The 18814-nt window shown below is 65.8% G+C and carries 16 protein-coding genes; 11 read left to right on the top strand and 5 right to left on the bottom strand.

What is annotated here, in order from left to right; translation table 11 throughout:
* Positions 1–37: 37 nt before the first annotated feature.
* Positions 38–1027, bottom strand: a complete 990-nt coding sequence (locus ACQRCJ_RS09050; protein ID WP_427799664.1) for a YIP1 family protein — start codon at positions 1025–1027, stop codon at positions 38–40.
* Positions 1028–1306: 279 nt separating this feature from the next.
* Here ACQRCJ_RS09050 and ACQRCJ_RS09045 point away from each other — a divergent pair, with 279 nt between their 5' ends.
* The 8 genes from ACQRCJ_RS09045 to ACQRCJ_RS09010 all read left to right on the top strand — a co-directional run bounded on the left by ACQRCJ_RS09045 (position 1307) and on the right by ACQRCJ_RS09010 (position 8127).
* On the top strand, positions 1307–2548 hold the full coding sequence (locus tag ACQRCJ_RS09045; protein WP_427799663.1) for a sodium:calcium antiporter: 1242 nt from the start codon (positions 1307–1309) through the stop codon (positions 2546–2548).
* Between the two features lie 234 nt (positions 2549–2782).
* Positions 2783–3538, top strand: a complete 756-nt coding sequence (locus ACQRCJ_RS09040; RefSeq protein WP_321031759.1) for a DUF3298 and DUF4163 domain-containing protein — start codon at positions 2783–2785, stop codon at positions 3536–3538.
* Positions 3535–3849, top strand: coding sequence for a hypothetical protein (locus tag ACQRCJ_RS09035; RefSeq protein ID WP_204625061.1), 315 nt, complete (start codon positions 3535–3537; stop codon positions 3847–3849). The genes ACQRCJ_RS09040 and ACQRCJ_RS09035 overlap by 4 nt, the downstream gene beginning before the upstream one ends.
* A 304-nt stretch (positions 3850–4153) precedes the next feature.
* Positions 4154–4882 carry an SDR family NAD(P)-dependent oxidoreductase gene (locus tag ACQRCJ_RS09030; protein ID WP_168935511.1) on the top strand — a complete coding sequence of 243 codons (729 nt, stop codon included), beginning with the start codon at positions 4154–4156 and terminating at the stop codon, positions 4880–4882.
* Positions 4882–5280 carry an acyl carrier protein gene (locus tag ACQRCJ_RS09025; protein WP_168935512.1) on the top strand — a complete coding sequence of 133 codons (399 nt, stop codon included), beginning with the start codon at positions 4882–4884 and terminating at the stop codon, positions 5278–5280. Before ACQRCJ_RS09030 ends, ACQRCJ_RS09025 begins: the two co-directional genes overlap by 1 nt.
* A complete protein-coding gene (locus ACQRCJ_RS09020) occupies positions 5280–6494 on the top strand; it encodes a beta-ketoacyl-[acyl-carrier-protein] synthase family protein (RefSeq protein WP_427799662.1) in 1215 nt (404 codons plus the stop codon). Before ACQRCJ_RS09025 ends, ACQRCJ_RS09020 begins: the two co-directional genes overlap by 1 nt.
* Entirely contained in the window at positions 6491–6964 is a 474-nt protein-coding gene (locus ACQRCJ_RS09015) for a hypothetical protein (protein ID WP_300705836.1), read from the top strand. The genes ACQRCJ_RS09020 and ACQRCJ_RS09015 overlap by 4 nt, the downstream gene beginning before the upstream one ends.
* Positions 6925–8127 carry an aminotransferase class I/II-fold pyridoxal phosphate-dependent enzyme gene (locus tag ACQRCJ_RS09010; RefSeq protein ID WP_427799661.1) on the top strand — a complete coding sequence of 401 codons (1203 nt, stop codon included), beginning with the start codon at positions 6925–6927 and terminating at the stop codon, positions 8125–8127. The genes ACQRCJ_RS09015 and ACQRCJ_RS09010 overlap by 40 nt, the downstream gene beginning before the upstream one ends.
* A gap of 423 nt (positions 8128–8550) precedes the next feature.
* On the opposite strand, the gene yedF is transcribed toward ACQRCJ_RS09010, so the two are convergent.
* The gene (gene yedF / locus ACQRCJ_RS09005; RefSeq protein WP_168935516.1) at positions 8551–9162 is read right to left on the bottom strand and encodes a sulfurtransferase-like selenium metabolism protein YedF; all 612 of its coding nucleotides are present in this window, start codon (positions 9160–9162) and stop codon (positions 8551–8553) included.
* 704 nt (positions 9163–9866) lie between these two features.
* Between yedF and ACQRCJ_RS09000 the strand changes: the two genes are divergently transcribed.
* The 3 genes from ACQRCJ_RS09000 (at position 9867) to ACQRCJ_RS08990 (ending at position 13122) form a co-directional block, all read left to right on the top strand.
* Entirely contained in the window at positions 9867–10820 is a 954-nt protein-coding gene (locus tag ACQRCJ_RS09000; protein ID WP_168935517.1) for a hydrogenase small subunit, read from the top strand.
* A 12-nt stretch (positions 10821–10832) separates the two neighbouring features.
* On the top strand, positions 10833–12518 hold the full coding sequence (locus tag ACQRCJ_RS08995) for a nickel-dependent hydrogenase large subunit (RefSeq protein ID WP_289616284.1): 1686 nt from the start codon (positions 10833–10835) through the stop codon (positions 12516–12518).
* A 97-nt stretch (positions 12519–12615) separates the two neighbouring features.
* Positions 12616–13122: a HyaD/HybD family hydrogenase maturation endopeptidase gene (locus ACQRCJ_RS08990; RefSeq protein ID WP_300644412.1), complete on the top strand. Its 507-nt coding sequence runs from the start codon at positions 12616–12618 to the stop codon at positions 13120–13122.
* Positions 13123–13773: 651 nt separating this feature from the next.
* On the opposite strand, the gene queD is transcribed toward ACQRCJ_RS08990, so the two are convergent.
* The 3 genes from queD to ACQRCJ_RS08975 all read right to left on the bottom strand — a co-directional run bounded on the left by queD (position 13774) and on the right by ACQRCJ_RS08975 (position 18701).
* The gene (gene queD / locus ACQRCJ_RS08985) at positions 13774–14178 is read right to left on the bottom strand and encodes a 6-carboxytetrahydropterin synthase QueD (RefSeq protein ID WP_168935519.1); all 405 of its coding nucleotides are present in this window, start codon (positions 14176–14178) and stop codon (positions 13774–13776) included.
* A gap of 212 nt (positions 14179–14390) precedes the next feature.
* Positions 14391–17864 carry a DNA polymerase III subunit alpha gene (dnaE, locus tag ACQRCJ_RS08980; protein WP_302260161.1) on the bottom strand — a complete coding sequence of 1158 codons (3474 nt, stop codon included), beginning with the start codon at positions 17862–17864 and terminating at the stop codon, positions 14391–14393.
* A 372-nt stretch (positions 17865–18236) separates the two neighbouring features.
* Positions 18237–18701: a type III secretion system chaperone gene (locus tag ACQRCJ_RS08975; RefSeq protein WP_297137992.1), complete on the bottom strand. Its 465-nt coding sequence runs from the start codon at positions 18699–18701 to the stop codon at positions 18237–18239.
* Positions 18702–18814: the final 113 nt, after the last annotated feature.

The following is an 18814-nucleotide window of genomic DNA, read 5'->3' as shown; positions in this document are numbered from 1 at the left end:
CACGGGCGGAGGGGGAAAAGGCCAGGTCGATATGGGGCTAGAGCATCTGCATCACTTGCAGGAGCAGGAACATCTCCAGCAGGAAAACGGGCGCGTAGCCCAGCAACGTCTGGCTCCAGTCCAGGCACAGCACGGTCTTGTAGCCCACAAGGGTGCAGGCCAGGCTCCAGACCAGGCCGGTGAGCGCTCCCAGCACGGGGATGACGCACAGCAGCATGGGCGCCGAGCCGTAGGCGCTGACCTGGAAGATCAGGTCGAATTCCGGCTTGTCGCGCAGGATGAGCCGGTACATGAGATAGAGCAGGGCGCTTTGCACATACAGCTGCAGGGTCACGAAGGCCACCTGCTTGAGCACGAACAGGGGCATGCTCTCATGGATGGCCAGGGTGCTGGCCATCATCTGCTGCATCTGCGGGTCCATGCCGCCGTCCACGAGCATGGAGGTCATGCCGCGCATCCAGAGCAGCTGCACCACGGAAAGGATGACGCTGACGATCAGGTAGAAGCTCAGGGCGCGCAGGGAGCGGCGATGCGGGCGCAGGCAGCTGAAGAAGGCCGGCGCGCCGAACATGATGCGCGTGGCCGTACGGTAAAAGGCCACCATCCAGCCCGAAGGCGCGGGCGCCACGTCCCAGGGGTTGCCGGAAGGCAGGCCGGGGCGGTCGTCGTCGGCGTCGTCGTCCCGGAAGTCATCTTCAAGCGGCTCGTCGTCTGCCTGCGGCTTGGGCTCTTCCTGCCGGTCACGGGGCCGGAAGGGCGGGATCTCCTCGCGGGGATCTTCGCGGCGGCAGGGGGCCCCGCCTTTCCCGTCATCCCCCATGCCGGGGATGATGGCGCCGGGGGGCAGGTCGCTGGCCGCCGGGGCGGCTTCATTGCGGACGGGCGAAAGCTGTTCGCTGCTGCCATCCTGGGGATGGAAGCGGAAGCGGCAGGAACACTGGGGGCAGGTGGCGATCACCGAATGCGCCGGAGCGCGATCGGGAGGGAAAGGACGGCTGAAACCGCATTGAGGGCAGATGATGTTCATGACGCTACTCATAGCAGAGAGGCATCTGCCCTGCAATCCGGGGAACGGCCACGGGACGGAAAAGGCGGATTCAGGCTTGACAGGCGGAGAGAGAGCAACTATTTTGTCCGCACCTAAGGGGAGTAACTGGGTCCTTGAGACCCTGGCAGCATCAACAGCCTGACATCACGTCTGGTGCTGCCGTTGGCCCTGCCGACTAGTGAGACCTTGGCCGCATGACTGCATGCAGCCAAGGTCTTTTTTTTTGTGTAAAACCCAAACCCCGCCAAGGAGACCGTCATGTCTTTGCGCGACCTGCGTCCCTACCTTCTGGCTATCCTCATGACCTTGCCGGGCCTGGCCCTGCGCCTTGCCCCTGCGGACGTTTCCCCCATGCTGGTGGCCGTACTGGCCGGCCTGGCCATCCTGGGCGCGTCTTTCCTGCTGACCTGGGCCTGCGAAGTGGCCCAGCTCGACATCCCCCAGGCCGTGGCCGTGGCCGTGGTGGCCTTCATCGCCGTGCTGCCCGAATACGCCGTGGACATGTACTTTACCTGGATGGCGGGCCAGCATCCCGAAAGCGCCTACTCGCATTATGCCATCGCCAATATGACGGGCGCCAACCGGCTGCTCATCGGTATCGGCTGGACGGCCATCGTGCTGATCTTCGCGGGCCGCTTCCATAATTATGTGGCCCTGCACGAAGAAAAGCGCACCGACATCCTCTTCCTGGGCATGGCCACCCTCTATGCCCTGCTGATCCCGCTCAAGGGCTCCCTGACCCTGTTCGACGGCGTGGTCTTCCTGGGCATCTATGTGGGCTACATGTGCATCATCGCCCGCCGTCCCTGTGAGGAAGAAGAGCCCGAAGGCCCGGCGGCCACCCTGGCCAAGCTCTCGCGTCCCGCCCGCATGCGCGCCGTGGCCGGTCTGTTCCTGTTCGCGGCCCTGGTGATCCTGTTCAACGCCGAACCCTTCAGCGAAAGCCTGGTGGCCAGCGGCAAGATCCTGGGCATCAACGAGTTCCTGCTGGTGCAGTGGCTGGCGCCCATCGCTTCCGAAGCGCCGGAATTCATCGTGGCCCTGATGTTCGCCTTCCGCGGCAACGCCGGTCTGGCCCTGGGCAGCCTGCTGTCCTCCAAGCTCAACCAGTGGACCCTGCTGGTGGGCATGATCCCCGGTGTCTACGCCGTGTCTTCCGGCGGCACCACCCCCATCAACCTGGACCCGCACCAGTTCCAGGAGATCTTCCTCACGGCCGGCCAGTCCATCTTTGCCGTGGCCCTGCTGCTGGACCTGCGCCTGGGCCTGCGCGAGGCGGCGGCCCTGCTGGTGTTCTTCCTGGCCCAGCTGTTCTCGCCCTTCTATGACGTGCAGCTGGGAGCCCTGCTGGGCCTGCCCCACGACCCGCTGCGCCTGCACAACTTCTATGCCTGGACGTACCTGATCCTGGCGGGCCTGCTCCTGCTGCGGCACTGGCGCCTGGTGGCCGAGCTGCGTTACGGCTTCCACGTCAAGGTCCGGGATATCGTGCATCATTAGGGCCTTGCCTCCGTCTGGAGGAGAGGCTCCCCACGGCCGGTCTTCCCCCTGTCCGCGCAGGGTCGGCAGACCGGCCTTTTATTTGCTCCCGCAAGGCTTGACAGGGCCGCAGGAGCCCTCTACAAGCAGCTTGCGGCGCCATGCCGCGATCTCTTTTTCCGTCGTCTGGGGGGTATGATGTTCAGCTCTGGGAATCTCCGTCATCTGCCGGGATCCTGTTGCCGGTCCGCTCGCATGCTTGTGCTGGCGGCCCTGCTGTCGTGCTTCGCACTGTCTCCTGATCTGTGTCCCACGGCCAGCGCCGCGCACGGGCACGGCACCATGCTGGCCGACTCCCGTCCCGAGCCCGCCCTTGCCCCCATCTCCGTCACGGATTGCAACCTGCGCCGCGTTTCCCGGCCGGGCAAGCCGGACATCACCGTCACCTATCCCATGCTGGGCCGCAAGGACGTGGACCGCGACGTGGCCGACTGGGTGGAGCGCATCGCCTCGACCTTCGAGGCCGAGCTGGCGCCGCTGGCCCTTGAGTGGCAGGAGCAGGAACTCCCGCCCTGCGAGCTCATAGGCTCCTACACCCTGACGCGTCCCTCGGCCAATGCCCTGAGCATCGTTTTCGAGATCTGGACCTACACCGGCGGCGCGCACGGCAATCTGGACGTGATCCCGCTGACCTACAGCCTGCTTTCCGGCCAGCGTCTGGGGCTGGTGGACATCTTCGAGAACGTGGACAAGGCTCTGGAGATCATGTCCGCCGTGTCCCGGAAGGAGCTTGCCACCCGTCTGGGCGGCGGCCGGGTGGACAGCATGATCCACGACGGCACCGAGCCCCTGGCGGACAATTTTTCCGCGCTGGCCCTGGTGCCCGGCGGGGTGCGTGTCTACTTCCAGCCTTATCAGGTGGCTCCCTGGGCCGCCGGGACGCAGCGCGTCTTCATCCCGCTGGAAAAACTGGCTCCGGCCGGTCCCCTGCATCTGCTCTGGGGCGAATGATGCCGCCCCTGGAGGCCGTGCTGCGCTTTCCCGGCCATGCGCCTTTGCTGGCCGACCATTTTCCCGGTGCGCCCCGCGTGCCCGGTTCCTGCCTTTTGGAAGCCATGCGCCGGGCCGTGGAAGAGGCCTTCCCGTCCCGTCGTGTCCGTGCCGTGCGCCGGGCACGCTTCCGCCATTTCGTCCTGCCTGACAGCGACCTGCTGTGCCGTATGGAGCCTGAAGACAGGGGCGACGCCCTGCCGTCGGAGGTCCGCTGCCGTCTGCTGCACGGCGATGCCTGCCTGGCCGAAGCCGTGTTCTCTCTGGAGTGAGGGGAAGGCAGCCCTATTTTCAAGGGGATCTTGCCGAAGGAGACGAAGGGGGCTTTGGGGAAAAGCGCCCTTTTCCGCCTTCTGGCGCTTCCATCTCCCCGCAAAAAACGTCCTTCCGGTCATTGGCGGGTCGTGCGCTGCGCAGAGCGGACGCGCGGCTGCCGGTCTCCCGTTTTTGTCGCGAACTCGATGGGCCTCATGCCCGGCGCATCTTCAGGCCTTATCCCGGCCTGTCCATGGCCTGGCGCAGGCCGTGTGCGGCAGGGCCCTTGCGCCCGGGCCGCTTTTTTTTCACTATGCGGCCATGCGATTGACGTTCCATGGTTCTGTCCTCATCCTTGGCGGCAGCAGCGAGCTGGGCCGTGCCCTGGCGCTGGCCTTGCGCGCCGAAGGGGCGCAGGTCTGCTGTGTCTGCCGTGATGACGCAGGCTGCGCCCGCTGTGCGCAGGACGGTCTGCCCGCCCTTGTCCTTGGCGATCCCGAGACCCTGCCCGCCCGCTGTGAAGCCCTGCTGGGCCGGCCGGTGGGGCATCTGGCGGATCTGCTGCATTCCCGTTTCGAACAGCTGGTGGCCATGGCGGCGCCCGAGGCCATAGAGCGCTGGGCGGATGATGACATCGCCTTGCGTGCCCGCTGCCTGCGTGCCGTGAGCCGGGCCATGCTGGCCCGCCGTTTCGGCCGTTGTGTCTTCGTCTCGTCCAGTGCCGCGCAGCGGCCGTCGCCCGGGCAGGGCTGGTACGCCGCGGCCAAGCTGGCCGGTGAGGGCCTGTACCGCAGCCTCGGCGTGGAGCTGGCCGGACGCGGCCTCAGCGCCTGTTCCGCCCGTCTGAGCTGGCTGGATGCCGGACGCGGGCACGAATTCCTTTCCCGCCACGGGCAGGTGGCCCGTGCCATGCCCGCCGGGCGCTGCCTGGGCCCGGACGACGTGCTGCCGGGCCTGTGCTTCCTGCTGTCGGCGGAGGCCGCGGCCATCAACGGCAGCGTGGTGACTCTTGACGGGGGCCTCGGGGCCCTCAAACTCCCGGAGCTGTGATGCGATACGACGAGATCAGCCTCAAGGTGCGCGAGATCGTGGCCAATCTGTTCGAGCGCGATGCCGCGACCCTGAGCGACGATACCCTGCTCATGCAGGATCTGCCCTGTGAATCCATCGACCTGCTGGAAGTGAGCGTGCAGCTGGGCGCCACCTTCCATATTTTTGTGGACGAGGAGCGCGCCTTTCTGCGCTCCCTGCGTTACCAGCTGGCCGGCGCCCCGGATGCGGCCGCCTTTTTGCGCGAGCATTACGGCCATCTGGACGAAGCGCGGCGGCAGCAGCTGGCCGCCTATTATACGGATGCCGACGGCATGGCCCTGCAATCGCCCCTGACCCTGGGCGACATCGCCCACTGGGTGGAACAGGCCCTTGAGGCCACACGGCAGGGGGCCTGATGGCCGTGCCTGAGCGGGTCGTCATCAGCGGTGCGGGCTGCTGCACGGCGCTGGGCCATGATCTGGACAGCGTGGCCCGCAGCCTGCGCGAGGGCCGTGATGCCTTTCGGGCCTCCGGCGCGCTGGAAGGGCTTTCCGTCTGCCCGGCGGAAGACTGGGGCCAGGACGGGGCCCGGCAGCAGTTCGAAGGCTGGCGGCATCGCCATTACCTGAACCGGGGCAGCCGGATGGCTGTCCTTTCGGGCCTGCGTGCCCTGCGCGATGCCGGGCTGGAGGCGGGCCTGCCCGTCCGTTCGCAGATCATCGCCGCCGTGGGGCCCATGCTGGACGTCACCGGTGAACCGGGCCTGCCGCCGCAGGATACCGCGACGCTGGGCGCGCTCTGGCTGCTGCGCTGGCTGCCCAATACCGCCGCCGGAGCACTGGCCCGTTTTGCCCGCTGCCATGGCGAGGCCCTGACCGTCAACGCGGCCTGCGCCTCGGCCCTGCAGGCCCTGGGCGAAGGCTGGCGGCGCATACGCTTCGGTCTGGCCGACGCCATACTGGTCGCGGCCGGGGACAGCCGCCTTTCGCTGGGCGGACTGCTGGGCTATCACAAGGCCCGGGCCCTCAGTCTTTGTGCGCCCGGTACGGGCCCGCGTCCCTTCGACATGGGCCGGGACGGCTTCGTGCCCGGTGAGGGCGGCGCGGCCTTCGTGCTGGAGAGCCTGTCCTCGGCGCAGGCCAGGGGCGCCCATGTCCATGCGGAGATCCTGGGCTACGGGGCCTCCGTGGATGCCGAGAGCCTGACCGCGCCCGAAGCACGGGGCACTTGGGCCGAGCTGGCCGTGCGGGGCGCTCTGGAAGAGGCGGGCCTCGATGCCGCCGGACTGGGCTGGCTTTCGGCCCACGGCACGGGAACGCAGCTCAACGATCAGGCCGAGAGCCTGCTGTGGGAACGCCTGCTGGGCGATGTTCCTGGCGGCCCGGCCGTCATGGCCTTCAAATCCTGGCTGGGGCACGGTTCCTCGGCCTGCGGGGCGCTGGAGCTGTACTGTGCGCTGGCCGCCTGGCGTGACGGCAGGATGCCGCCCGTGCGCCATCTGGAACGGCCCTGTTCCGCCCGTCTCGACTTCGTGCGGGAGCCCCGTCCCTTCCCGTCCTCCCGCGGCCTGCTGGAGAATTTCGGCTTCGGTGGCCAGAACGCCGCCCTTGCCGTGGATCTGCGGCCATGAACACGGATTTCTTTCTGGATGCGCCGTCGCCCTTCGTCTTGCTGGATGCGGCACGGGCCCATTCGTCCCCGCCGGGGCTCACGGCTTGGCGCCGTTGTGAGGGCGTGCCCTTCTGGCAGGTGCTGGAGGCCGCCGCGCAGGCGGCCGCCCTGCAACAGCGTGTGGCGCGGGATTTTTCCTGCCATGCCTTCCTGCTGTCCGTGGAGCGCGCTCCATGGCCTGCCGGGCCCTTGTCCGGCATGGCGCGGCTGGACGTGCGGGTGACGGCACAGGGCGGCAGTGTGGCGGCCTCGCTGGTGCGCGTGCGGGGCCTTTGCGGGCCTGGGGGCCCCCTGCCGCCGCTGGAGCTGGAACTGCGCGTGGGCCTGGTGCCCTACGATGCCTCTTTTTCCCGTGAACTGCTGGAGAGCCGCTACAGGGAGCTGTACTCATGTCTGTCCCAGAACGCCGAAGCCTTTATGACTGTCTGAACGACCGCCTGCGCGCCGATGCCCGTTTGGGCCTTGCCCGCGACAGCGCCGCCATGGCCAGAGGAGCCGCCGGGCCGCTGCTGTACCGGGACGGCCGGGAGTACATCTCCTTCATGAGCAACGACGGTCTGGGCCTTGCCGCCGATGCGCACTGGCAGGCGCGGGTGGCTGCCTGTTTTGCCGCCCATGCGCCGTCAGCGTCGGCCTCGCGTCTGGCCGGGGGCCGCAGCGATGTGGTGGACCAGGCCTGCCGGGCCGTGGCCGACTACTTCGGTTTTGCGGAATGTCTGTTCCTGCCCAGCGGTTATCAGGCCAATCTGGCCTGTGTGACCACCTTGCTCCAGCAGGGGCAGGAGGCCTTTGTGGACAGGCGCTGTCACGCCAGCGTCATGCGGGCCCTGCCGCTGGCCGGGGCGCGCATCCGGGCCTGGAACCATCTGGACTATGACCATCTGGAGCGCCTGCTGTCCTCCCTGCCGCCGGACGCGCCGCAGCCCGTGGTCATGGCCGAGTCCCTGTACAGCATGGACGGCGCGGCTCTCGATCTGGAACGCATGGCGGCCCTGCGTCGCCGGTACGGATTTTTCCTCTGTGTGGACGAAGCCCATGCGCTGGGGGCCCTGGGCCCCGGCGGACGCGGCCTGTGCGCGGCGCAGGCCCTGCGGGATGGCGGCCGGGCCCCGGCCGATCTGGTGGTGGGCACGCTGGGCAAATCGCTGGGCCTGTGGGGTGCGTTCCTGCTGCTGCCCCGGGGCTTCACGCCCCTGTTCGAGCATCTGGCTTCGGCCATCATGCACAGCACGGCCCTGCCGCCCGCCCATGCGGCCTGCATGCTGGCGCTGGTGGAGGAATTGCCGCGCCTTGAGGAGCGACGGCGTACGCTGGCCGCGCGCGTGGCCTTTTTCCGTCAGGCCCTGACGGAACGGGGGCTGCCGGTCATGGGCGATGCGCACATCTTGTCCGTGCCCGTGGGCGATGAGGCGCGCTGCCGCCGTCTGGCCGCCCGTCTGTCCGAGAGCGGGGTGCTGGTGCTGGGGGCCCGCTGGCCCACCGTACCGCGCGGGCAGGCCCTGCTGCGTTTCGGCCTCACCGCCCGCCATACGGAAGAATTGCTGGCCCGCACGGCTACAGTGCTGTCCGGGCTGTGGGAAGGCCAGGGATAGGGGCGGGGGAGGAAGGGACCCTTTTGGAAAAGGGGCCCTTCCTCCCCCGTACCCCCTCCATCCTCCGAAAACTTTTGTTCTGGTCTGGCCGCAAGTCCCCGGCGTTGCGCTGTGGGGAGGGCTATCGGCTCCTGACCGGGGTACAGGGACTTCAGGGGGGAAGGCTTTGAGGGGAAGAGCCGCTTCGCTGGCTGCGGTCTGCGGCAGGGGATACGCGGCCGGGACCGGCGGATATGCGGGAAGAAGAAAGGGCCCGTCCCATGAGGGAAGATACTGGCGAGGCCGGGAAATTTTCAGATGGCCTGCATGGTTGCGGGATGCAAGACGTAAAAAAAGAGGAACGCTGCGGAGCGTCCCTCTTTTTTTATGCCTCATGCGCGGGCAGGGAAAGGTGCTTTCCCGCACGGCCCGCAGGCGTTGCGGTCAGGGCCGGATGACCTTGTCGGCCAAGGAAAGGCTGGTCACCACGTCCATCATGTTGGTGGTCTCGCCTACCTGCTTGGCTTCCAGCAGGTTGAAGAAGTTCAGGCAGGTCCCGCAGACAAGGATGCTGACGCCGTTGCTTTCCAGCTGCTTCAGGGTATCCAGGCACTTGCCCTCCGTGGCCGCCAGCTTGACGCCGCCGTTGAGCAGCACGATGCGCCACAGGGAGGCCCCCAGTTCGGGCAGGCTGGCCAGGAAGTTTTCCATCAGGCGGGCGCCCAGTTCGTCATCGCCGCGGCCCAGGGTATCGGTAGTGATGAGGACCAGGGTCTTGCGGCTTTCCGTATCCGCTGCAGGAGCGGCGGCCGGGGCCTGTTCCGGGGCTTCCACCTGTGTGGCGCTGCTCAGGCCGTGCACTTCCCACAGGGCGTTTTCGGGCTGGTTGACGCTGACTTCAAAGCCGCTGCGGCGCAAAAAGCGGCTCACGTTCTCGCTGGCGGCAGCGTTGTCCACCAGGACGAGCAGCTCCTGCGGCCGTCCCTGTTCCAGGGCGTCGCGGGTGCGCATCACAGGCTGGGGGCAGGCAAGGCCCCGACAATCCAGGGTTTTCATTCATATCCTCCTGACGGTTTCGTTCCGGCATCATGCCGGTGGTGCCAGTATGCCAGATGCGGCAGGCAGGGTCGAGAGGGGAGCGGCACCGGCGGGATGCCACGCGTTTGGGCGGCATGACTGGCTGATGTTGCCTGATGGGGGGCGGCAGGGGAGGACGTCCCGCAAGTGGCGTGCAAGCTTTTCTGACGTGTTTGTTGGCCGCAGCTTTCCCGGCCTGCTTTGGGGACGGGCAGGGCAGGCCGGAAACGTTGCCGGAGCCGGGGAAAAAGAAAAATTTTTTCCAGCCCCGGCAAGCGGTCATGCGGTCGGGGAGGCCCTGCCCACTGCCGGAAAAGCGGTGGGGTGGTTGACCAGATGACGGTGGCAGGGTAGGATGGCTGCCAATGGCGGAATTCTCCGCCACAAGGAGGCATCATGTTCATTGTCCGTTTGTGAAGTAGCCGGCTGAAGACGCGGGTTCGCGTCATTTCCGGCTGCGGCGCGGGCAATGGATGGCATGCCCACGCATAATCCCTCCCATTCCTTCCCCTCGCCGCATACTCCCCATTCGACCATGCATGGCCTTGGTCGTCCTTTGCTGTGGCATGCACCTCATGCAGTGGACGGCAGTCGGGGGAAGGCTCCGTGGCTGGAGCCTTCCATTTCATCTTGTGCGGTCTTCATCATTCCCGTTTATCTCATCCTGCAGACAGGAGGCACGTATGCGTATTGCCGTTGGTCTGGGCAAAAAAGGTGGGGAGGAACGTCTGGCGCAACAGGGCGTCAGCCGTCGTGATTTTTTGAAATTCTGCACGGCCGTGGCCGTGACCATGGGCCTTGGGCCCAGCATGGCCACGGAAGTGGCCGCGGCGCTGACCAATCGCCGCGCCTCCGTGGTCTATCTGCACTGCGCTGAATGTACGGGCTGTTCCGAGGCCCTGCTGCGCACCTGCAAACCCTTCCTCGACACCCTGATCCTGGACACCATCTCCCTGGATTATCACGAAACCATCATGGCCGCCGCGGGCGAAGCCGCCGAGGCCGCGCTGGATCAGGCCATCAGCAATCCCGAAGGCTTCATCTGCGTGGTGGAAGGCGCCATCCCCACGGCCATGGACGGCAAGTACGGCTATGTGGGCGGCCACACCATGCTGGACCTGTGCAAGCGCGTGCTGCCCAAGGCCAAGGCCGTGGTCACCATGGGCACCTGTGCCGCTTACGGCGGCGTGCAGGCCGCCAAGCCCAATCCCACCGGCTCCGTGGGCGTCAATGACTGCTTCGCCAGGCTGGGCATGGACGTGAAGGCCATCAATATCCCGGGCTGTCCGCCTAATCCTCTGAACCTGGTGGGCACGCTGGTGGCCTTTTTGCAGAACAAGGAGATCAAGCTCGACGATCTGGGCCGTCCGCTCATGTTCTACGGCCAGTCCGTACACGATCTGTGTGAGCGCCGCGTCCATTTCGAGGCGGGCGAGTTCGCGCCCTCCTTCGATTCCGAAGAAGCGCGCAAGGGCTGGTGTCTGTACGATCTGGGCTGCAAGGGCCCCAGTACCTACAACAACTGCCCCAAGGCCCTGTTCAACGAGACCAACTGGCCCGTGCGGGCCGGACATCCCTGCATCGGTTGCAGCGAGCCCAATTTCTGGGATGACCTGTCGCCTTTTTACCAGAACTAGGGAGCTGCCAGCATGAGCCAAGTTATGAAAACGCCCCAGAGCAATTTCTCCGGCCCCATTGTCGTTGACCCGCTGACCCGTATCGAAGGCCACCTGCGCATCGAGGTGGAAGTGGAAAACGGCCGCATCAAGGATGCCCGCAGCTGCGGCACCCTGTATCGCGGCCTGGAAGTGATCCTCAAGGGACGCGACCCCCGCGATGCCCAGCACTTCACCCAGCGCACCTGCGGCGTGTGCACCTACACCCACGCCCTGGCCTCCACCCGCGCCCTGGAAGACGCCATGGGCCTGACCCTGCCCGCCAATGCCACCTATATCCGCAATCTGGTGCTGGGCCTGCTGTTCATGCACGACCACATGGTGCACTTCTACCACCTGCACGCCCTGGACTTCGTGGACGTGACCGCCGCCCTCAAGGCCGATCCGGCCAAGGCCGCGGCGCTGGCCTCGTCCATCTCGCCCCGCAAGGCCACGGCCGATGACTTCAAGGCCGTGCAGGCCCGCCTGAAGGCCTTTGTGGACAGCGGCCAGCTGGGGCCCTTCACCAACGCCTATTTCCTGGGCGGGCATCCGGCCTATTATCTGGATCCCGAAGCCAACCTCGTGGCCACGGCCCACTATCTGGAAGCCCTGCGCGTGCAGGTCAGCGCCGCCAAGGCCATGGCCGTGTTCGGCGCCAAGAACCCGCATCCCCAGTTCCTCATCCCCGGCGGCGTGACCTGTTATGAATCCCTGACGCCCGAGCGCATCAAGGAATTCCGTGACCTGTACCTGCAGGCCCGCAAATTCATCGAAGAAGTCTACATCCCCGACCTGCTGCTGGTGGCCGGTGCCTACAAGGACTGGGCCGCGCTGGGCTGCGGTTGCCGCAACTTCATGGCCTTTGGTGAATTCCCCGAAGTGGGCGGCGAGCGCGACATCACCAAACGCTGGCTCAAGCCCGGCGTGCTGCTGGACGGCAAGCTGGATACCGTGCATCCCTTCGATGCCGGCAAGATCGCCGAGCATGTGCGCCACAGCTGGTACGAAGGCGAAGATGCCCGCGCCCCCTATGACGGCGAGACCAAGCCCGCCTTTACCCGCATGGGCGATACGGACCGCTATTCCTGGCTCAAGGCGCCGCGCTATGACGGCCTGGCCATGGAGACCGGCCCGCTGGCCCAGATGCTGGTGGCCTATGCCCAGGGCCATGAAGCCGTGAAGCCCGCGGTGGACAAGGTGCTGTCCGCCCTGGGCGTGGGGCCGGAAGCCCTGTTCTCCACCCTGGGCCGCACCGCCGCCCGCGGCGTCGAGACCCTGGTCATCGCCCAGCAGGTGGAAAAGTGGCTGGCCGAATACGAAGCCAACATCGCTGGCGGCGACAAGAAGATCGCCATGGAATGCAGCGTGCCCAGAGAAGGGCGCGGCGTGGGCTTCGTCAATGCTCCGCGCGGCGGCCTGTCGCACTGGCTGCGCATCGAAGACGGCAAGATCGGCAACTTCCAGCTGGTGGTGCCCACCACCTGGAACCTGGGGCCCCGGGATGCCAAGCATGTGCTGAGCGCCGCCGAACAGGCCCTGGTGGGCACGCCCGTGGCCGATCCCAAGCGGCCTGTGGAGATCCTGCGCACCATCCATTCCTTCGACCCCTGCATCGCCTGCGCCGTGCATGTCATCGACGGCGAGACCAATCAGGTGCACGAGTTCAAGGTCCTGTAATCCGTATCCGTTCGCTGGGGGAAGGGCTGTCCTCAAGGGGCCCTTCCCCTTTTTTCATGCGCCGTCCGCCGGGACGGCCGCCATCCAAGGAGGCTCCATGAGCGAGACTGTGGCCGCTCCCCGCGTGCTGATCATGGGCGTGGGCAATATCCTGCTGCGTGACGAAGGCTTCGGCGTGGCCGCCGTGAACCATCTGGAAAAGAACTACTACTGGCCGGAGAACGTGCGCTTGCAGGAAGGTGCCACCCAGGGGCTTCTGCTCATGTCCGAACTGGAGGAGTGCGACCTGCTGGTGGTGCTGGACGTGGTGCTGGGCGGCAAGGAGCCGGGCACGGTCTATCTGCTGGAAAACGAGGATCTGAGCCGCAGCCTCAGCTTTCAGGGCTCCATGCACCAGACGGATCTGCTCCAGACCCTGCAGGTCTGCGAGCTGGCGGGGTGCCGTCCGCAATGCCTGGCCTTCGGCCTCCAGCCTTTTGACTGGCGCACCATGCAGGTGGGCCTTTCGCCCGAGGCCGAGGCCATGCTGCCGGTCTTTGCGGAAAAGGTGGTGGCCGAACTGGCCCGGCGCGGCATCGTGGCCCGCCGGAAAGAAACGGCCTGAGTGGTATATCCGGGATAAGGCCCCTTCATCCCGGCTGTCGCTGCCCGCAGCTTCCTTCGTCGCGACGGCTATGGTCTGCGGCGGCCATGCGGTCGCTGCCGGCGCGGGAGGGGCTCCATTGCTCCCCGTCCTTCCATCCCATCCCCCGCGCGTGTTATCGGCGGGTGCGCGACCACGACACGATCGTGGTATCGCACGGACGGTGGTCGCCGCGCGACGGCGAAAATCCCTGCCACCCCGCCAGCCCTGCTTTTGTTGCGAGCGCTTCGTCCGGAAGCGGCAGCGCATGAAAAAAGCTCCCTGAGAAGGGAGCTTTTTGCGTGCTGTGGCAGAAAACGTATGGCGCGGACAGGCGCATATCGTCCGCAGGGAAGGGTGGGGAAAGTGCAGGGCAGAGAAAAGAGAAGCCTTGTTCGTCTGCACTGTCGCCTTGCCGCTGTCTTGAGACGTCCCTTGCCTTGCGCCTGACGCATCTCCGCCTGGGGAGCGATCTCTCTCCCCGCACGGCAGCGGCAGGGACCTTCCAGCGCGACCGGAAGAAAAGCTTTCGGGAGGAAGGAGGGGGCGGGGGAGGAAGGCCCCCCTTTTTCAAAAGGGACTCTTGCCTCCCCCGCCATAACAGGCCCGGCGACGACAACCGGACCGGCAAAACTAGTCGTCCAGTTCCAGATAGGTGGCGGTCTGCGCGCCCTTTTCGCTGACGCTGACGCTGTGGACGCGCACATGGCAGGCGCTTTCATCGGCGGCCAGACGGCGGGCCACGTTCTGGAAGATGTGGCGGGAGATGTTTTCCGACGAGGGATTGAGGCGGTCGAAGGGCGGCACCTCGTTGATGATCTGATGGTCGAGGGCGGCCAGCTCTTCCTTGAGGGCGCGCTTGAGGACCTTGAAGTCCAGCAGCAGCTCCACATTTTCGGTGAGTTTGTCGCCTTCCACGGTCAGCTCAACGGCGAAATTGTGGCCGTGCAGACGCTCGCACTTGCCTTCGTAATGGCGCAGGGCATGGCCTGCGGAAATCTCGTCACGCACCGTAAGGCGCCAGATCTTCTTGGACATATCCTTTCCTTTGGCTGTTCTGGCCAGCCAGGGTTCATTCGTGATCCTTTCCCGGAGGGATACCGTTTCGGGAAGGTCTGTGGCCTGTCCTCCCTGGCCGTCGCATATCCTGGCCGGATAAAGCGCATTTGGGGGAGGATAGGGGGCCCGGGGGGAAGGAACCCCCTTTGGGCGCCAGCTAAAGGGGGTTCCTTCCCCCCGGAAAACGTTTTTTATCCGGCCCAGGCGGCCAGGGCCCTGTCCAGTTCGGGGCCGGGGCTGACGCGGAACTGCGGCCCCAGCGTAAGGTGGCAGCGCACGCCGTCCAGCAGGACCATGGCTTCGGCCTCCACATTGCCGGGATGGGCCTCCAGGATGGCCTTGAGGGCCAGGATGTCCTCCTCGCCCAGGCGGTGGGCCGGTATCTGCACGCAGATGGGCGTATCGCTCTGGCCGCAGGCCTCGGAAAGCAGGGTCACGCTCTGGCCCAGCAGCTTGACCTCGCGGCTGGTCTCTTCGCCGTCCTCGTCGCTGTCGCGGCTCTCGTCCACCTGACTGTCCACCGTGGCCCGCAGGCAAAGGGGCTGTTCGCTCTTGAGCAGCTCGCGGGCCTCGGCATAGGCGCGGGGGAAGAAGGTGACCTCGGCATGGCCGGTAAGGTCTTCCACGCCCACGAAGGCCATGCGCTCGCCCTTGGACTTGGTGATGACCTCCTTGAGGCTGACCACCAGCACGGCGGTACTCAGTTCGGCCTTGGGGTAGAGGTCGCGGGCGTCTTCCAGCGTGGTCAGGCGCAGGCGGCGCATCTCGCGGCTGAAGGGCTGGAGGGGGTGGCTGGTGAGGAAGAAGCCCAGGGCCTCTTTTTCGTTCTTGAGGCGCTGGTCCTCGTCCATCTCGGGGATGCCGGACTCGGGGCAGTCGAAGCCGATACCGGGCTGGGGCTTGGCTTCCACCTGCGGGGCCATGGCCAGCAGGGAGATCTGGTTGGAATTCTTTTCCTTGGCTTTTTTCTGGGCGCGGGTGACCACCGTGTCCAGGGCGGCCAGCAGGGCCGCGCGCGAGACGCCGAAGCAGTCGCAGGCGCCGCCCTTGATGAGGGCTTCGAGCACGCGCTTGGTGACCTTGCGCAGGTCCACGCGGCAGCACATGTCGAAGAGGGAGACGTACTCGCCGTCCTTGCGGGCGTCCATGATCTCGGTGATGGCGCTGTCGCCCACGTTCTTGATGCCGCCCAGACCGAAGACGACCTTGCCCTCGCGGGCCGAGAAGGAGCGCTGGCTGGCATTGACAGAGGGCTGCACTACGTCGATGCCCATGTCCTTGCAGCAGGAGATGTACTTGAGCAGCTTTTCCTGGTTGCTCATTTCCGAGGTGAGCAGGGCGGCCATGAACTCCACGGTATGGTGCACCTTGAGGTAGGCCGTGAAGTAGGAGATCTGGGCATAGGCGGCGGAGTGCGACTTGTTGAAGCCGTATTCCGCAAACTTTTCCATCAAGTCGAAGATCTCGTCGGCTTTGGCCTTGTCCACGCCGTTCTTCTGAGCGCCTTCCACGAACTTGACGCGTTCCTTGGCCATGGCTTCGGGCTTTTTCTTGCCCATGGCGCGGCGCAGCAGGTCAGCGCCGCCCAGGGTGTAGCTGGCGATGATCTGGGCGATCTGCATGACCTGTTCCTGATAGACGATGACGCCGTAGGTATCGCGCAGGCAGTCGCTGAGGGACTCGTGCGGATAGACCACGGGCACCTGCCCGTGCTTGCGCTTGATGAATTCGTCCACCATGCCGGAGCCCAGCGGGCCGGGACGGTACAGGGCCAGCATGGCGATGACGTCCTCGAAGCACGAGGGCTTGAGCATGCGCAGGTACTGGCGCATGCCCGAGCTTTCCACCTGGAAGATGCCGTCGGTGTCTCCGCGGGCGTAAAGGTCGTAGGTGGCGGCGTCGGTGAGGGGCAGGTTGTCCAGGTCGGGCGGCGTCTTGCCCTGCAGGGTGATGTTGTCCAGGGTGTCCTGGATGAGGGTCATGGTCTTGAGGCCCAGGAAGTCGAACTTCACCAGACCGGATTTTTCGGTCATGGGGCCGTCGAACTGGGTCACGAGTTCGCCGCGTTTGCCGGTGTAGAGGGGCAGGAACTCGTCCATGGGCCGGGGCGAGACCACCAGACCGGCGGCGTGGGTGGAGGCGTGGCGCGACAGGCCCTCCAGACGGCGGGCCGTATCCAGCAGCTTTTTGACCTGCGGGTCGGTATCGTACAGGTTCTGGAGGTCGGGCTCGGCTTCCAGGGCCTTGTTGATGGTCATTTTCAGGTCGTCGGGCACCAGCTTGGCGATGCGGTCGGTCTCGGCAAAGCTCATGCCCAGGGCGCGGCCCACGTCACGCACAACGCCCTTGGCCTTCATGGTACCGAAGGTGGTGATCTGGGCCACGCTGTCCTTGCCGTAGGTATCCACCATATGCTGGATGACCTCGGTACGGCGGCGTTCGCAGAAGTCCACGTCGATATCGGGCAGGGAGACGCGTTCGGCGTTGAGGAATCGCTCGAAGAGCAGATTGTAGGGCAGGGGGTCCAGGTTGGTGATGCGCAGCGACCAGGCCACCAGCGAACCGGCGGCCGAACCGCGGCCCGGGCCCACGGGGATGCCGTGGTCCTTGGCCCAGTTGATGAACTCCTGCACGATAAGGAAGTAGCCGGGGAAGCCCATATCGAGGATGACCTTGAGCTCGTACTGCAAACGGTCGCGGTAGGCCTGCGGGTCGATGTTGGCGCGGTTGGGGTGCTTCTCCAGGCGGCGTTCCAGACCCTCCTCGGCCAGACGGCGGAACTCGGAATCCAGGCTGGCCCCTTCGGGCAGCTTGTAGACCGGGAAATAATGGTGGCCCATGTCCAGTTCCACGTTGCAGCGCTCGGCGATCTCGGCCGTATTGCTCAGGGACTGGGGCAGATGGCCGAATACGGCCTCCATCTCCTCGCCGGACTTGTAGTAGAGGTCATGGGTGCCGAAGCGCATGCGCTTGGGGTCGTCCATGGTGGTCTGGGTCTGGATGCAGAGCAGCACCTCATGGGCGTCGGCGTCGTCGGCGTTGAGGTAGTGGCAGTCGTTGGTGGCCACGATGGGCAGCTTGAGATGGTCGGCGATCTCCAGCAGGCCCTTGTTGGCGATCTCCTGCTCGGGCAGGCTGTTGGACTGCAGCTCCAGATAGAAGCGGTCCGGGTAGATGTCGGCGTATTCGCGGGCCAGGGCGATGGCGCCGTCCATGTCACCGGCGTTGAGGGCGCGCGGTATCTCGCCCGCGATGCAGGCCGAAAGGCAGATGAGGCCTTCGGAATACTGGCGCAGCATGGCCTTGTCCACGCGCGGCTTGTAGTGGAAGCCCTCCAGATAGCTGCGGCTCACCAGCTTGACCAGGTTGTGGTAGCCCTCGATGTTTTCCGAGAGCAGGATCAGGTGGTTGCGCTTGCGGGCCAGCTCGGAGGTCTTGTCCAGATGGTCGTGGCAGACGTAGACCTCGCAGCCGATGATGGGCTTGATGCCGAAGTCCTTGCAGGTCAGGAAGAATTTGGCCGCGCCGAACAGGTTGCCGTGGTCGGTGATGGCGCAGGCGGGCATGCCGAAATCCTTGGCACGGGAGCAGAGATCCTTGACGCGGATGGCGCCGTCAAGAAGGCTGTATTCGGTGTGGCAGTGCAGATGCACGAAATCGGACATGCGGGAACTCCGGGCCTCGACGGCCGATGAAGGGAAGAGAAGGCCATGTGCGGCTGGGGCGGTACGGGACGGCCGTGTCCGGCACCGGAAAGCGGATACGGACGCAGGGCCCGCACACGGCGGAGCAAGAGTATAGCAGGTTCGGGAGTGGGCCTCAAGGCTGGGCTCTGTCCTGTTCCGGGAAAGGGCAACGGCATTTCCCGGTATTTCCCGAAGGGCGGAGCTGCGCATGCGGCAAGGGAAACGGGGCGGCGATCGGCGGATCGTCGCCCCGTTTCGTATGGGGAGGGAAAAGTCTGCCCCTGCAGGCAGGCCGCGGGAGTATCGGCGGGTTCGGGCGCGGCAGGGTATGACAGAGGCGGGATGTGCCGGCTAGATGCGCAGCATGCCGCCCATCAGGGCCGGATCAACGGCGGGCGCTTCCGGGGCGTCGGCAGCGGCGTCGTCACAGGCCAGGCAGCGTTCCTGCCAGTGCTCGGCCACGTTGACGAAATTGCTCACCCAGGTGCCCACATTGGTATCGGTGAGCGCGGCCAGGGGCAGCGTGCCCTGCAGGGTCACGCCCGTATCCTCGCGGGCGGCCAGGGTGAAGCCCTGGGTCTGGTGGAAGAAGGTGTTGGCGTCCAGCAGCGCGGCATACAGCTCGTCACGTTTGCGCGCGGGCAGGGGGGCCACCACGGTGAAGATCATGACCTGATCCGTAGAGAGGCAGCGCAGGCTGACCTCGAAGTCATCGATGCCCAGCAGGCAGGAGGAATCGCCGTCGCGGGTCTCGATGCCGGGCAGATCCAGTTCACGGGCCAGGGCGGCCAGCAGGGAAGAAAAAGCGGGGTTCATGGCAGGGGCTCCTTGTTAGATGGTGTCGTCAAATTATGTTTGCCCACAAAGATATGCATCTGATTTGAACGGCGGCAAGAAAAGATGCACATCTTTTGACATATCGTGTGGCA

It is taken from the genome of Desulfovibrio sp. SGI.102 (genome assembly GCF_050314315.1).
In the GTDB taxonomy this organism is placed as follows: domain Bacteria; phylum Desulfobacterota; class Desulfovibrionia; order Desulfovibrionales; family Desulfovibrionaceae; genus Desulfovibrio.
This window is presented reverse-complemented; position numbering and strand designations above follow the sequence as displayed.

What these genes read in the sequence shown, in the direction of transcription:
- ACQRCJ_RS09050 (WP_427799664.1), bottom strand. Translation starts at nt 1,027, where the DNA reads ATGAACATCATCTGCCCTCAATGCGGTTTCAGCCGTCCTTTCCCTCCC.
- ACQRCJ_RS09045 (WP_427799663.1), top strand. Translation starts at nt 1,307, where the DNA reads ATGTCTTTGCGCGACCTGCGTCCCTACCTTCTGGCTATCCTCATGACC.
- ACQRCJ_RS09040 (WP_321031759.1), top strand. Translation starts at nt 2,783, where the DNA reads ATGCTTGTGCTGGCGGCCCTGCTGTCGTGCTTCGCACTGTCTCCTGAT.
- ACQRCJ_RS09035 (WP_204625061.1), top strand. Translation starts at nt 3,535, where the DNA reads ATGATGCCGCCCCTGGAGGCCGTGCTGCGCTTTCCCGGCCATGCGCCT.
- ACQRCJ_RS09030 (WP_168935511.1), top strand. Translation starts at nt 4,154, where the DNA reads ATGCGATTGACGTTCCATGGTTCTGTCCTCATCCTTGGCGGCAGCAGC.
- ACQRCJ_RS09025 (WP_168935512.1), top strand. Translation starts at nt 4,882, where the DNA reads ATGCGATACGACGAGATCAGCCTCAAGGTGCGCGAGATCGTGGCCAAT.
- ACQRCJ_RS09020 (WP_427799662.1), top strand. Translation starts at nt 5,280, where the DNA reads ATGGCCGTGCCTGAGCGGGTCGTCATCAGCGGTGCGGGCTGCTGCACG.
- ACQRCJ_RS09015 (WP_300705836.1), top strand. Translation starts at nt 6,491, where the DNA reads ATGAACACGGATTTCTTTCTGGATGCGCCGTCGCCCTTCGTCTTGCTG.
- ACQRCJ_RS09010 (WP_427799661.1), top strand. Translation starts at nt 6,925, where the DNA reads ATGTCTGTCCCAGAACGCCGAAGCCTTTATGACTGTCTGAACGACCGC.
- yedF (WP_168935516.1), bottom strand. Translation starts at nt 9,162, where the DNA reads ATGAAAACCCTGGATTGTCGGGGCCTTGCCTGCCCCCAGCCTGTGATG.
- ACQRCJ_RS09000 (WP_168935517.1), top strand. Translation starts at nt 9,867, where the DNA reads ATGCGTATTGCCGTTGGTCTGGGCAAAAAAGGTGGGGAGGAACGTCTG.
- ACQRCJ_RS08995 (WP_289616284.1), top strand. Translation starts at nt 10,833, where the DNA reads ATGAGCCAAGTTATGAAAACGCCCCAGAGCAATTTCTCCGGCCCCATT.
- ACQRCJ_RS08990 (WP_300644412.1), top strand. Translation starts at nt 12,616, where the DNA reads ATGAGCGAGACTGTGGCCGCTCCCCGCGTGCTGATCATGGGCGTGGGC.
- queD (WP_168935519.1), bottom strand. Translation starts at nt 14,178, where the DNA reads ATGTCCAAGAAGATCTGGCGCCTTACGGTGCGTGACGAGATTTCCGCA.
- dnaE (WP_302260161.1), bottom strand. Translation starts at nt 17,864, where the DNA reads ATGTCCGATTTCGTGCATCTGCACTGCCACACCGAATACAGCCTTCTT.
- ACQRCJ_RS08975 (WP_297137992.1), bottom strand. Translation starts at nt 18,701, where the DNA reads ATGAACCCCGCTTTTTCTTCCCTGCTGGCCGCCCTGGCCCGTGAACTG.